The sequence below is a fragment of the Falsarthrobacter nasiphocae genome (assembly GCF_031456275.1).
Taxonomy (GTDB): Bacteria; Actinomycetota; Actinomycetes; order Actinomycetales; family Micrococcaceae; genus Falsarthrobacter; species Falsarthrobacter nasiphocae.
Genome location: NZ_JAVDUI010000001.1, coordinates 408,720 through 421,173, shown reverse-complemented (window position 1 = coordinate 421,173; position 12,454 = coordinate 408,720). Strand labels below are relative to the sequence as shown.

Genomic DNA, 12,454 nt, shown 5'->3' with positions numbered 1-12,454 from the left:
AGGATGGACGGATGGAGAACTCAGGCCAGAGCTTCGACCCCCACGCCTCGTCCCTCAGCGGCACCGCGCAGCCCGAGGTGCTGGAGGAGCTCTATCGGGTCCGCTCGAGCATCGACAACATCGACGCCGCCCTCATCCACTTGCTCGCCGAGAGATTCAAGGCGACTCAGCGCGTCGGCGTCCTCAAGGCCACGCACAGTCTGCCGCCCGCGGACCCGGGCCGGGAGGCGGCCCAGATCAGCCGCCTCCGTGCGCTCGCGCGGGACGCCCAACTCGACCCGGTCTTCGCAGAGAAGTTTCTCGCGTTCATCATCGACGAGGTCATCCGGCACCACGAGGCCATCTCCGAGAACATCAAGGCCGGCGGGGACGGCTCCCCCGTCTCGGGCGAGGACGCCGGGGACGAGACCGATGACTGAGGCCCCTCTCGTTGTCCTCCACGGCGACGTGCCGGGCGCCACGCGGCTCGAGGCCGCGCGCTGGAGCATCGGGGAGACCGCCGAGTCAGGGCGCGTCCCCGTGCCGGACCCGCGGGAGGAGAAACCCTGGCTCCTCCTGCGCACCGTGTCGCTTCTCGCCGACGCGTTCGTCGATCTGCAGCCCTACGGGGCCCGCCTCCAGTCGCGGCCGACTCGCCTGTCCGAACAGGAGGCCGCCGAGTTCCGGCAGGACCTCGAGGCGTTCGCGGTCGCCGCTGCGCTCGAGGGCGCGGAGGGCCTCACGGCCTCTCTGACGATCTGCGGGCCCGTCACGCTCGCGTCCCGCCTGCACACGCACGCGGGCGAGAGCCTCCTCTCGGACCGCGGCGCGGCGCGATTCGTCGCCGAGTCCCTCGCCGAGGGCGTCGCCCGCCTGGCGGGGCGCCTGACCGCGGACCACGGGATCGGCCTCGAGCTGCTGCTCGTCGAAGACCGGCTCGAGGACGCCGCCGACGGGCGGGTCCGCACGGCCTCCCGGTTCGCGACGTATCGGGCTCTCGGGCCCTCCGGGGTGCGGGAGCTGTGGCAGCCGTGGGCCGCCGCCGGGCAGAGCCGCCCAGGCGCCCGGGATCTCCTGGCGGGCGTCGAGTCCGCAGCGACAGCCGCTGAGGCCCTCGCAGCGGGCGGGCTTGCCGGGGTGGTCCCCGCCACGGGCGCGCCGTGGTCCCCGCGGGCGCTTGAGGCGTGGGCGCCCCTCGTCGAGGCGGGCTCGCTCGTCCTTCCGGCGCTGTCCGTGCGGAGCGGACGGGCCGGTCTGCGCTCGGCGGCGCGGGACCTCATCGCGGCGGCGGACGCGGTCGGCCTCGCGGAGGACGCGCGCGGGCGGCTCGGCGTCGCCCTGGGAGAAGGGCTGCGCGCCCAGGGGGCCGAGGCGTCAGGAATCGTTGCCGAATTGCGACGTTCTGGAGAGGCCCTGCGGGGCGGCGCGGAGAGGCCGAGACACTAAGATGGTGAGGACGGACTCCACGGCCGGGTGACGGTCGGCGCGGGCCAGGCCTCGCTCATCCAGCGTGGTTCGACAAGCAAAGGCAGGTAGGCATGAAGGGCACGGTTCTCGTCGTCGACGACGACGAAGCGCTGGCCGAGATGATCGGCATCGTCCTCCAGAACGACGGGCTCGAGCCCGTGTTCTGCTACAACGGGGCGGAGGCCGAGGCGGCCTTCCGCGAGCACAAGCCGGACGTCATCCTCCTGGACCTCATGCTGCCCGGTCTCGACGGCATCGAGGTCTGCCGGCGGATCCGGCAGGAGTCGGATGTGCCGATCGTCATGCTCACCGCCAAGTCAGACACCTCCGACGTGGTCCGGGGGCTCGAGTCCGGTGCGGACGACTACGTCCCCAAGCCCTTCAAGCCGGCCGAGCTCGTGGCCCGTGTCCGCGCCCGCCTCCGTCCCGCCGAGCTGCGCGTGCCGGAGACCCTCGCGGTCGCAGACCTCCAGATCGACGTCGCCGGCCACAGCGTGACCCGCGCCGGCCAGCCGATCGCCCTGACGCCGCTCGAGTTCGACCTCCTCGTCGCCCTGGCCCGCAAGCCCTGGCAGGTCTTCACGCGGGAGAACCTCCTGGAGCAGGTGTGGGGCTACCACCACTCGGCTGACACGCGCCTCGTCAACGTCCACGTGCAGCGGCTGCGCTCGAAGGTGGAGATCGATCCCGAGGAGCCCGAGGTGGTCCTCACCGTCCGCGGTGTCGGGTACAAGGCTGGCGCCCCCCGGGGCTCCTGATCCACACGCCCCACATGCCCACGACACCTCCAGCCGAGACGCCTCGCCGGGCCCTCCAGTCCTGGTGGAGCCGGTCCCTCCAGTTCAGGACGATCGTCTCCACGATCCTGCTGTGCGCCATCGCGTTCATCGGGATCGGCGCGTACCTCTCCCACCAGATCGCCAACGCGCTCTACGAGGAGCGGGTCAGGCAGTACCAGGCTGAGGCCTCGTCGTCCCTCACCCAAGTCGCGGCTCAGCTGCGCCAGTCCAAGGCCAACGACCGCACGTCCACGGCCGCCCAGGCGGACGACTCCCTCCAGTCCCTCCAGCGGACCACCTCTGACCCCGGCCGCGCCTACGTGCTCTCGCCGTTCCCGGCGCCGAACATCTGGGTGCAGACGCGCTCGACGATCTCGCCCTCCGTGATCCCCGAGGCCCTCGCCACGAAGGTCCACGAGGGCAACGCCCAGTACTCCGAGGCCACGACGATCATCCAGGACGGCCGCCCTGTCCCGGCCATCGCCTTCGGCCAGAAGGTCAAGCTGCCGCCGAACAACGACTACGCCCTGTACCTCGTCTACTCGATGGAGTCCATCCAGAAGACGCTCGACGTCATCCACCGCGTCCTGTGGGGCGCGGGCGCCCTCATGATCGGGGTCGTCGGGGTCATCGCGTGGATCGTCACGAAGTCCGTCGTCGGCCCGATCTCCCAGGCGGCGGCGGTGTCCGAGAGGCTCGCGGCGGGGGACCTCCAGGAGCGCATCCAGGTCAGGGGCGACGACGAGATCGCCCGCCTCGGCTCGTCCTTCAACAACATGGCGGCCACACTCCAATCCCAGATCACGGAGCTCGCGACCCTCTCTCAGATGCAGCAGAGCTTCGTCTCGGACGTCTCCCACGAGCTGCGCACGCCGCTGACCACGGTTCGCATGGCCGCCGAGGTGCTCTACGGTGCCAAGGACGAGTTCGACCCGATCAACCGCCGCTCCGCCGAGCTCCTCTACAACCAGGTGGAGCGGTTCGACGTCCTCCTCGCGGACCTCCTCGAGATCTCCCGGTACGACGCCGGCGTGGCCGTCCTCGACCCCGAGCCCACCGACCTGACCGCGCTCATCGGGCGGGTCATCGACATCACGCGGCCGCTCGCGGAGGACGCGGGGTGTGAGATCACGGTGGAGGCGCTCGCCACGGACCCCGTCGTGGACGTCGACCCCCGGCGCATCGAGCGCGTCGTGCGGAACTTCATCGTCAACGCCATCGAGCACGGCGCGGGGGAGCCCATCGAGGTCGTCCTCGCGGAGGGGCCGGAGACGATCGCCATCGCGGTCCGGGACCACGGAATCGGCATGACCGCCGACGAGTCGCGGCGGGTGTTCGACCGCTTCTGGCGCGCCGACCCGGCCCGCGCCCGGAAGACTGGCGGCTCGGGCCTCGGCCTGTCCATCGCCGAAGAGGACGCGCGCCTCCACGGCGGCTGGCTCGCGGCCTGGGGGCGCCCCCAGGAGGGGTCCGCGTTCCTCCTCGTGCTGCCGCGAGTGCCGGGCGGCTCCGCCGAGGTCTCGCCGCTCGGGCTGCCGCCTGGGTCCGACCGCGTCGTCCGGCGGCCCCTCGACCCCGCGGAGACCCCCGCCGAGACCGAACAGAAGGGATGAGACTCTTGAGCCGTGCAGGCAAGCGCGTCACTGCGGCGCTCCTCGTAGCCCTGGTTGCGTCCGGGTGCGCCCGCATCCCCACGAGCTCGCCCGTGCGCGAGATCCCGGCCACGAGCACCGGGGGAGACTCGGACGTGCAGTACCGGCTGAGCAGCCCCGAGCCCGGGGCCAAGCCGCGGGACATCGTCGAGGGCTTCCTTGACGCGCACAAGGGCTCCCAAGAGGGGTTCGACCACGCCCGCGAGTACCTGACGACGGCCCGCCGCGCCGTGTGGAAGCCTGCGACGACGGTGACGCTCTATGAGGAGTACCCGGACGTCAAGTCCACGAAGGACCCCTCCGTCTTCGAGATCACATACCGGCCGGTGGCCGAGATCGACGAGAACGGTCTGCGGACCAGCCTTGCGGGCGCCAAGCCGCGCACGGAGCGGATCAAGATCGCGACGGAGGGCGGCGAGAACCGGATCGACTCCGCCCCCGACGGCATCCTGCTCTCCACCTCGGACGCGCGGCACCTCGTCGACCAGCGCACGCTGTACTTCTACTCGCCGGACTTCGCCCATGCGGTCCCAGACGCTCGGTGGTTCCTGAAGTCGCCGTCCGAGGCCACGAGCATCGTCAACGCCCTCATGACCGGCCCGTCGCCCCACCTCAAGGGGGCCGTGGCCACGGCGCTGGGGGATCACGCGCGGCTCGCGAACCCGGCCGTCGTCGTCGAGAACGGAACGGCCCAGGTGGACCTGGCCCTCAGCTACTGGAATGGCCTGAAGCCCCTCCAGCGCCTCCAGCTCAAGCAGCAGCTCGAGCTCGCGTTCGCCTCGATGCGCGGCGTGGACTCGGTGCAGATCAAGACGGACTCGCGCGTGGTCTCGGAGCTGCCGTCCATGGCGGACGGCTTCATTCGGGTCTCGGCGAATCCGGATGTCGACGCCGCGCAGGTCGCCGTGGTCAAGGACCAGCTCACGTGGTTCAGCAACAACAGCATTCAGCCCGTGGCGGGGCTGCCGTCCACGGTGTCCTACGCGCCGCGCATGCCGGCAGTCTCCCCGGCGAAGAAGCAGTTCGCGTTCCTCAACGCATCGGGCTCCCAGCTGCTCACGGCGGTGCCCGGCAAGGACGTGGTCCTCGCGGTCACGGGGTCCGCTCTGACGGCGCCGTCCTTCGATGCCTCCGGATGGCTGTGGACGGTCGTGACGCCGAGCAGGGACGCAGCGCAGCAAGTGCGGGCCGTGCCGGCCGGGGGCGAGTCCGAGAGCGCCGTGACGGTGAAGGCCGACTGGCTCGCGGGGTACACCGTGACCGGGTTCCAGGCTGCGAGGGACGGCGTGCGCGTGGCGATCGTCGCCGCGAAGGACGGCCGCACTCACCTCTTCGAGTCTGCGGTCGTGCGGGGCGACGACAGCGTGCCCCAGTCCCTGACGAAGGGTCTCGAGCGGGAGATCGGCACGGGCACCTATACGACGGCGAAGTGGCTTGACGACCGGCGCCTCGTCCTCGTGCGCCTGGGCTCGAAGTCCCCGGCGGCCCCCGTCATCGTGGGCCCCGCAGGGGTCGACGACGAACTGGGCGCGCTCGCCGGAATCACCGCCGTCTCGGTGGGCCAGTCCCCGGACGACATCTACCTCGTGGCCAACGGGCAGGCCTATTACCGGGTGGGGAGCGCCTGGTACAACTCCGCGGTGTACCTCTCCGGGCTCAACCACCAGGGCTAACGGACGGGCAGGGCCTCGGACGCCCCGGGTGCCCCGGGAGGTGTTCACCTCTCGGCCCGCCGCGGCGCGGGGTGGGGGCCGAAAGAGAGTTGTCCACGTTTGAGCCGGACCCGGCGCGCGGGGCGGCCGCGCCGTGCATGATCGAGGCATGGGACTGCTTCTGGACGCGTGCGGAGACGCCTTCGAGGCGTTTGTCCCGTCCCCGTGTCTCGCGTGCGGCAGCGGCGGAGGCCCCCTGTGCGCGCGGTGCCGCGCCGCCCGCGCAGAGGAGCTCGTGCCCCGCCCGTTCGAGGCCTCGGAGCGGGCTTCGGCCCTGCCGCTGGGGCCGAGCGGCGAGCCGTGGCCCGTGTGGGCGGGAGGGGAGTACACCGGCCTGCGGAGCGAGCTCATGCTGGCCTTCAAGGGGCGGGGCGTCACCGCCGTCTCGGACGTCCTGGCCTCGCACCTGGGCGCGGCGGTCGCGGCACTGGACCTGGGGGAGCGGGACGTCCTCGTCCGCGTCCCGCCCTCGTGGCGCAGTTGCCTGACACGCGGGTATGACCCGGTCGAACGGCTCCTGGCCGGGGCGGGCGGGGCCGGCGAGCGCGGCCTCGTCCGGCGCCGAGCCGCGTGGAGGCCGGCGGCCCGAGGCGGCCAGAAAGGGCTCGGTGCCCGGCAGCGCGGCGAGAGGCTCGCGCGGGCCTTCCGCCCGGGCCCGCGCGCCGGCGCAGTGCTTCCGCGGTGCGGGCGGGTCGTCGTCGTGGACGACGTCCTGACGACGGGCGCCACGCTCGGGGCCGTCATGAAGGTCCTCCTCGCCGCGGGCGCGCCCGCCGTCGCGGGGGCCGTCGCCCTCGCGGCCCGCCCCACGGGGAGGGCTGGGGAGGGCACTCTGGGTGAACCGCTGGGAAAGGATGGGTGAAATTTCAGGTGAGGGGGCCTAGGGTGGAGTATGGGCTTCGCCACACGGAGCTCATCGGGGGTCCGGCTCCGATCCGGGTCCCCCGCAGCATACGAAAGACCTGGAGGAAGCATGGAATTCCAGATTTCCGGCCGTGGAGTCACCGTCTCGGATCGTTTCCGCGAGTACGTGAACGAGAAGAGCGAGAAGATCGAGACGCTTGCGGACAAACCGCAGCGCCTCGAGGCCAAGGTCACCCAGGAAGGCCGCTCCACGTCGGCCCCGGACTCGATGACCGTCGAGCTCACCGTCGTGGGGCGCGGCCCCGTCATCCGCTCCGAGGCTCGGGCGGGGGACAAGATGGCCGCGTTCGACCTCGCCTACGCCAAGCTGCTCGAGCGCCTGCGCCGAGCCCACGACCGCCGCAAGGTCCACCACGGTCGGCACACCCCGCCCGCCGTGCACGACAAGACCGCCGGGCTCGACCCTGCGGAGACCGGACGCCCCCTCGCGGAGCAGGTTGCCCCGGAGGCGGGCTCGCAGGACGCCCGCGGAGACTCCGCGCCCGTCCTCATCCGCCGCAAGCTCTTTCCAGCCGTCCCGATGGGCCTCGACGACGCCGTCGACGCCATGGAGCTCGTGGGCCACGACTTCTACGTCTTCCGGGACGCGGAGACGGGGCGGGACAGCGTCGTCTACCGCCGCGCGGGCATGACGTACGGCGTCATCGCGCTCGACGACGCGGTCGAGTCCGGCAGCGTCAGCGAAATGCGCGAGTACCGCGCAGGCTAGGCTGCTCCACCCGCCCCGGGGACGTGAACGCAACGGCCCCGGGGCGGCCCCACGCCCCGAGGCCCCACGTGGGCGCCCCAGCCCGTGCACACCGAAAGAGAGAGCCCATGACCGACGCCGCGCCTCGCGCCGAGAGCATGACCCTGCGCGAGGCCCGGCGCCTCCAGCTCGGGGCCCAGGCCTTCCCCGGCAGGCCGCCCGCGCACGCGGCCGCGGCGAATCGCCGGGTGGGGGACGTCTTCGAATCCCTCGGCCTGCTCCAGATCGACTCGGTGTCCACGGTGGCCCGCTCTCACGTGCTGCCCCATTTCGCCCGGCTCGGCGCCTACGACCCGGCCGTCCTCGAGCGCCTCCACACCCGCCCCTCGTCACCGGCGCTCGAGTACTGGGCCCACGAGGCGAGCATCGTCCCGCGCGCCCTCTACCCGGCGCTCAGGGCGGTCCAGCAGCGCGCGTGGGTCTCGGCCAGCGACTCCCCGGAGGAGCGCGACGCCCTCGTCCCCCATATCCTCAAGGCCCTCGAGTCGTCCTCGGCGCCGATGTCCTCGCGAGACCTTGCCGCCGCGCTCGACGTTCAGGCCCGGCGCGAGCGCGGGCACTGGGGATGGAACTGGGCCCCGCTCAAGCATGCACTCGGGGACCTCTTCGAGTCGGGGCGCGTGCTCTCGGCGGGGCGCAACGCCCAGTTCGAGCGCCTCTACGTGCCGGCGGCGCGCATGGTGGGCCCGGACGTCGTCGTGCCCTCCCGCGAGGACGCGGTCCGGACGCTGACCGCCCGCGCGCTCAGGGCGCTGGGGATCGCCAGCGCCTCGTCCATCGCGGACTACTACCGCGTGCCCGCACGGGAGACGACGACGGCGCTGCGCGCTCTGGAGGCCGCGGGCCAGGCCGTCCGCCGTCGCGTGGAGGGGCAGAAGACCGAGTGGTGGGCTGACCCGAACGGCAAGCCCATGAGGGGGCGGGGCGTGGACGCGCTCCTGACGCCGTTCGACCCGCTGGTGTTCGACCGGAGGCGGCTCGCCGAGCTGTGGGGCATGGAGTACGCGCTCGAGTTCTACGTGCCGGCCGCGCGGCGCCGGTACGGATACTTCGTCATGCCGTTCCTCCAGGGGGACAGGCTCACCGCGCGGGCCGACGTCCGGCTCGACCGGGCCGCGTCCGTCCTGCGGGTGCAGGCGTACTACCCGGAGGAGTCTGCGGACAGCGAAACGCTCCCGCGCCTCACCGCCGCCGCGGAGAGGCTGGGGGACTGGCTCGGCGCGGATCGGACGCAGATGCCCGCCACGCTGGCAACGGGGCCCGGGCTTCTGACCGCAGAATCATCACACGTAGACTGAACTTCGATGCGCGTGCGCGCGGTGCCGACAGCCCGCCGCACGGGCTCGTTCACCATGACTCTAGGGAGCAATTCACCGTGGCAACACTCTTTGAACGCGCGCTGCGGGTCGGCGATGGCCGCACCCTCAAGAAGCTGCGGGACCTCGTCGAGGCGATCAACGGCGTCGAGGACTCCTACCGCGCCATGAGCGACGACGAGCTGCGCGCGTGCACGGACGACTTCCGGAGCCGCTATGCCGCCGGCGAGTCCCTGGACGACCTCCTCATCGAGGCCTTCGCGACGGTCCGCGAGGGCGCCCGGCGCACCCTGGGCCACCGCCACTTCGACGTGCAGCTCATGGGCGGCGCGGCGCTCCACCTCGGCAACATCGCCGAGATGAAGACGGGCGAGGGCAAGACCCTCGTCGCCACCGCCCCGGCGTACCTCAACGCCCTCTCGGGCAAGGGCGTGCACATTGTCACGACCAACGACTACCTCGCCGAGTACCAGTCCGAGCTCATGGGGCGCGTCTTCCGCTTCCTCGGCGTCTCCAGCGGGTGCATCCTCTCCAACATGACGCCGGACCAGCGCCGCGCGGAGTACGCGAAGGACATCACCTACGGCACGAACAACGAGTTCGGGTTCGACTACCTCCGCGACAACATGGCGTGGTCCCTCGACGAGCTCGTGCAGCGCGGGCACAACTTCGCCATCGTCGACGAGGTGGACTCGATCCTCATCGACGAGGCCCGCACGCCGCTCATCATCTCCGGCCCCGCCACGGGCAACGTCAATCGCTGGTACAAGGAGTTCGCGCGGATCGCCGAGGGCCTCACCTCGGGCACGGACTACGAGTGGGACGAGAAGAAGCGCACGGTCTCGGTCCTCGAGCCGGGCATCGACAAGGTCGAGGACCGCCTCGGCATCGAGAACCTCTACGAGACGGACAACACGCCGCTCATCGGCTACCTCAACAACGCGATCAAGGCCAAGGAGCTCTTCCACCGGGACAAGGACTACGTCGTCTCCGAGGGCGAGGTCCGCATCGTCGACGAGCACACGGGCCGCATCCTCGCAGGGCGCCGCTACAACGAGGGCGTCCACCAGGCCATCGAGGCCAAGGAGGGCGTGGAGATCCAGGCCGAGAACCAGACGCTCGCCACGGTGACGCTGCAGAACTACTTCCGCATGTACACCAAGCTCGCCGGCATGACCGGCACCGCCGAGACGGAGGCGGGGGAGTTCATGTCCACGTACAAGCTCGGCGTCGTGGCCATCGAGACGAACAAGCCCCTGGCCCGCCAGGACAAGAACGACCTCATCTACAAGAACCAGAAGGCCAAGTTCCTTGCGGTCGTCGAGGACATCGCCGAGCGCCACGAGAAGGGCCAGCCCGTGCTCGTCGGCACGACGAGCGTGGAGAAGTCCGAGGCCCTCTCGATGCTCCTGCGCAAGCGGGGCATTCGCCACGAGGTCCTCAACGCGAAGAACCACGCGCGAGAGGCCGCGATCGTGGCCCAGGCGGGCCGCAAGGGCGCCGTCACCGTGGCCACGAACATGGCCGGCCGCGGCACCGACATCATGCTGGGCGGCAACGCCGAGTTCAACGCGGTCGCCGAGATGGAGGCCCGCGGCCTCGACCCGGAGCGGGACGCCGAGGCGTACGAGGCCGCATGGCCCGCCGTCCTCGAGGCCGCCGAGAAGGCCGTGCAGGCGGAGCGCGAGGAGGTCCGCAAGCTCGGTGGGCTCTACGTGCTGGGCACCGAGCGCCACGAGTCCCGCCGGATCGACAACCAGCTGCGCGGCCGCGCCGGCCGCCAGGGCGACCCGGGCGAGTCCCGCTTCTACCTCTCGATGTCCGACGACCTCATGCGGCTCTTCAACTCCGGCGCCGCCGAGCGCCTCATGTCCTCCGGGAGCTTCCCGGACGACCAGGCGATCGAGAACAAGTTCGTCTCCCGCGCCATCGAGTCCGCCCAGCGCGCCGTCGAGGGCCGCAACGCCGAGCAGCGCAAGAACGTCCTCAAGTACGACGACGTCCTCAACCGCCAGCGCGAGTCCATCTACGCGGACCGCCGCCGCGTCCTCGAGGGCACAGACCTGCAGGCCAAGACGCAGGAGTTCCTCGAGGACTCCGTCTCATCGCTCGTCAAGGCGGCCACGGTGGACGGCGCCGCCGAGAACTGGGACCTCGAGGGCCTGTGGCGGGACCTCAAGCAGATTTACCCCGTCTCGCTCTCGATCGGCGAGATCGAGGCGGAGGCCGGCAGCCGCCGCCGGGTGACGCGTGAGCTCCTCCTCACGGAGCTCCTCTCCGACGCGCGGATCGCCTACCGGGATCGGGAGGAGCAGTTCGGCTCGGAGCAGATGCGAGACCTCGAGCGCCGCGCCGTCCTCACCGTGCTCGGCCAGAAGTGGCAGGAGCACCTCTACGAGATGGACTACGTCAAGGAGGGCATCGGCCTTCGCGCCATGGCCCAGCGCGATCCACTCGTCGAGTACCAGCGCGAGGGCTACGAGCTCTTCCAGAGCATGGCTGCGGCCATCCGCGAGGAAAGCGTCGCGCTCATCTTCAGCGTGGAGCCTGAGCGCACGACGACGGCGCCCGCCCCCACCGGCCTCCCCGGGGTCCGGGACGCCCGAGCGGTGCTGACGCCGGAGGCCATGCGCCGCGCCGGCATCGAGGACCCGGACGAGCCGAAGCACGTGGAGCTCACGAGCGCCAACGAGCAGGGCGAGGTCCAGACGGTCGAGGACGACGTGGTCCACCACGTCTCCACGTCCGGGGACCGGGATCAGGCCCAGGGCCCCGCCGCCGAGAGCGAGCCCATGCGCAGCGGCGGGCGCCGTCGCGCAGCCCGGGGCAAGTCCGCCGACGAGTCGTCCGGCGCTCCTGAGCAGGGCGCATCGGCGTCCCCGACGAGCGGCGGCAGCACGAGCCAGAAGAAGCAGCGCGGCCGCTCGCGCCGGGGCAAGCGCTAAGCACTGCGGACGCTGCCGGCGGCTCGCAGGGCCTAGCCGAGCTCCAGCTCGGTGATGGTCCAGCGCAGCCGCCGGTACTCGAGCCGCATGGCGCACGCGCGCACTCTGCGGCCGTCGTGAAAGAGGATCGTGGCCTCGTAGGCCCCGGCGCCTGCGGCGTGGATGGCGGTCGAGCCGAACGCCGGCCCGGCGAACCTCGCCCGCGCCCACTGGGCCCTTCCGTCCCGTCGTTCGAGCATGAGGGCCGTCCGGATCGCCACCTTGGCGGTGACCTCGGCCGTGGCACCGCGTTCGAGGTGCCGCGCGGGGCGGGCCCCCGCGAAGATGTCCAGGAGAAGGCATGCCGCCGCGCGGGCCGTGGCCGGCACCTCCGGCGGGATCCCCGGGTCGGCCATGAAGACTCGGCCCAAGGGCCCGAAGTGGGCGGGCGCGAGATCGACCCCCGCCAGGCTGTCGAGTGGGCGTGCGTCCCTCATGACTCGCTCCCTCCTCGCGGCCAGCTCGCGGAGTCCGGCGTGGGCAGAAAGAGCAGAGCGCCGGCGGGGAGCACACGCGGGTCCGGCCCGATCACCTCTCGGTTCGCCTCGTGAACCAGGGGCCAGTATGTTGCGATGTCCGTCGCCGACGCGCGGGGGCCGAGCGCGGCGGCGGCCACGGACCAGAGGCCCTCGCCCTCTCGGACGGTGTGGAATCGCGCGGGCGGCCCGTCGTCGTCGGCACCGCGGCGGCGCAGCGCGAGGAGCCGGCGGCGGGGTGAGCAGCCGCTGACGCGAGAGCGAAATAGAGGACGGTTCCACATGACGAGTCCCCCCGTGACTTCCTGGGTGGCGCGTCGTCCAGACGCCTGGTGAGGGCCGACGGTATCAAGCGGCCCTGGGGGGAGCGCCGCTCGGCGAGTCATGTGACGGTGTGTGGCGATATTCCAGGCGTGC

General features: G+C 71.7%; 11 protein-coding genes. 9 read left to right on the top strand and 2 right to left on the bottom strand.

Features of this window, described 5'->3' with window-relative positions:
- The first annotated feature begins 11 nt into the window (after positions 1–11).
- The 9 genes from J2S35_RS01880 (at position 12) to secA (ending at position 11,522) form a co-directional block, all read left to right on the top strand.
- Positions 12–419: a chorismate mutase gene (locus J2S35_RS01880; protein WP_309849216.1), complete on the top strand. Its 408-nt coding sequence runs from the start codon at positions 12–14 to the stop codon at positions 417–419.
- The gene (locus J2S35_RS01875; RefSeq protein ID WP_309849214.1) at positions 412–1,425 is read left to right on the top strand and encodes a hypothetical protein; all 1,014 of its coding nucleotides are present in this window, start codon (positions 412–414) and stop codon (positions 1,423–1,425) included. Before J2S35_RS01880 ends, J2S35_RS01875 begins: the two co-directional genes overlap by 8 nt.
- 92 nt (positions 1,426–1,517) lie before the next feature.
- The gene (mtrA, locus tag J2S35_RS01870; protein ID WP_309849211.1) at positions 1,518–2,204 is read left to right on the top strand and encodes an MtrAB system response regulator MtrA; all 687 of its coding nucleotides are present in this window, start codon (positions 1,518–1,520) and stop codon (positions 2,202–2,204) included.
- Between the two features lie 14 nt (positions 2,205–2,218).
- Positions 2,219–3,838, top strand: a complete 1,620-nt coding sequence (mtrB, locus tag J2S35_RS01865; RefSeq protein WP_309849209.1) for an MtrAB system histidine kinase MtrB — start codon at positions 2,219–2,221, stop codon at positions 3,836–3,838.
- Entirely contained in the window at positions 3,835–5,550 is a 1,716-nt protein-coding gene (locus J2S35_RS01860; RefSeq protein ID WP_309849206.1) for an LpqB family beta-propeller domain-containing protein, read from the top strand. The genes mtrB and J2S35_RS01860 overlap by 4 nt, the downstream gene beginning before the upstream one ends.
- 148 nt (positions 5,551–5,698) lie before the next feature.
- Positions 5,699–6,451: a ComF family protein gene (locus J2S35_RS01855; protein ID WP_309849202.1), complete on the top strand. Its 753-nt coding sequence runs from the start codon at positions 5,699–5,701 to the stop codon at positions 6,449–6,451.
- Positions 6,452–6,562: 111 nt separating this feature from the next.
- Positions 6,563–7,222: a ribosome hibernation-promoting factor, HPF/YfiA family gene (gene hpf, locus J2S35_RS01850; RefSeq protein ID WP_309849201.1), complete on the top strand. Its 660-nt coding sequence runs from the start codon at positions 6,563–6,565 to the stop codon at positions 7,220–7,222.
- A 107-nt stretch (positions 7,223–7,329) separates the two neighbouring features.
- Positions 7,330–8,559: a winged helix-turn-helix domain-containing protein gene (locus J2S35_RS01845; protein ID WP_309849200.1), complete on the top strand. Its 1,230-nt coding sequence runs from the start codon at positions 7,330–7,332 to the stop codon at positions 8,557–8,559.
- Between the two features lie 77 nt (positions 8,560–8,636).
- Positions 8,637–11,522 (top strand): preprotein translocase subunit SecA, encoded by a 2,886-nt coding sequence (gene secA / locus J2S35_RS01840; protein ID WP_309849199.1) that lies wholly within the window; start codon positions 8,637–8,639, stop codon positions 11,520–11,522.
- Between the two features lie 32 nt (positions 11,523–11,554).
- Here the strand turns inward: secA and J2S35_RS01835 are convergent, their stop codons facing one another.
- Both J2S35_RS01835 and J2S35_RS01830 read right to left on the bottom strand, forming a co-directional pair.
- Positions 11,555–11,998: an Rv3235 family protein gene (locus tag J2S35_RS01835; protein WP_309849196.1), complete on the bottom strand. Its 444-nt coding sequence runs from the start codon at positions 11,996–11,998 to the stop codon at positions 11,555–11,557.
- A complete protein-coding gene (locus tag J2S35_RS01830) occupies positions 11,995–12,321 on the bottom strand; it encodes a hypothetical protein (protein WP_309849194.1) in 327 nt (108 codons plus the stop codon). The genes J2S35_RS01835 and J2S35_RS01830 overlap by 4 nt, the downstream gene beginning before the upstream one ends.
- Positions 12,322–12,454 lie beyond the last annotated feature (133 nt).

Bases quoted from the DNA above. Each gene is read 5' to 3' on its own strand.
- J2S35_RS01880 (WP_309849216.1), top strand. From the start codon at position 12: ATGGAGAACTCAGGCCAGAGCTTCGACCCCCACGCCTCGTCCCTCAGC.
- J2S35_RS01875 (WP_309849214.1), top strand. From the start codon at position 412: ATGACTGAGGCCCCTCTCGTTGTCCTCCACGGCGACGTGCCGGGCGCC.
- mtrA (WP_309849211.1), top strand. From the start codon at position 1,518: ATGAAGGGCACGGTTCTCGTCGTCGACGACGACGAAGCGCTGGCCGAG.
- mtrB (WP_309849209.1), top strand. From the start codon at position 2,219: ATGCCCACGACACCTCCAGCCGAGACGCCTCGCCGGGCCCTCCAGTCC.
- J2S35_RS01860 (WP_309849206.1), top strand. From the start codon at position 3,835: ATGAGACTCTTGAGCCGTGCAGGCAAGCGCGTCACTGCGGCGCTCCTC.
- J2S35_RS01855 (WP_309849202.1), top strand. From the start codon at position 5,699: ATGGGACTGCTTCTGGACGCGTGCGGAGACGCCTTCGAGGCGTTTGTC.
- hpf (WP_309849201.1), top strand. From the start codon at position 6,563: ATGGAATTCCAGATTTCCGGCCGTGGAGTCACCGTCTCGGATCGTTTC.
- J2S35_RS01845 (WP_309849200.1), top strand. From the start codon at position 7,330: ATGACCGACGCCGCGCCTCGCGCCGAGAGCATGACCCTGCGCGAGGCC.
- J2S35_RS01835 (WP_309849196.1), bottom strand. From the start codon at position 11,998: ATGAGGGACGCACGCCCACTCGACAGCCTGGCGGGGGTCGATCTCGCG.
- J2S35_RS01830 (WP_309849194.1), bottom strand. From the start codon at position 12,321: ATGTGGAACCGTCCTCTATTTCGCTCTCGCGTCAGCGGCTGCTCACCC.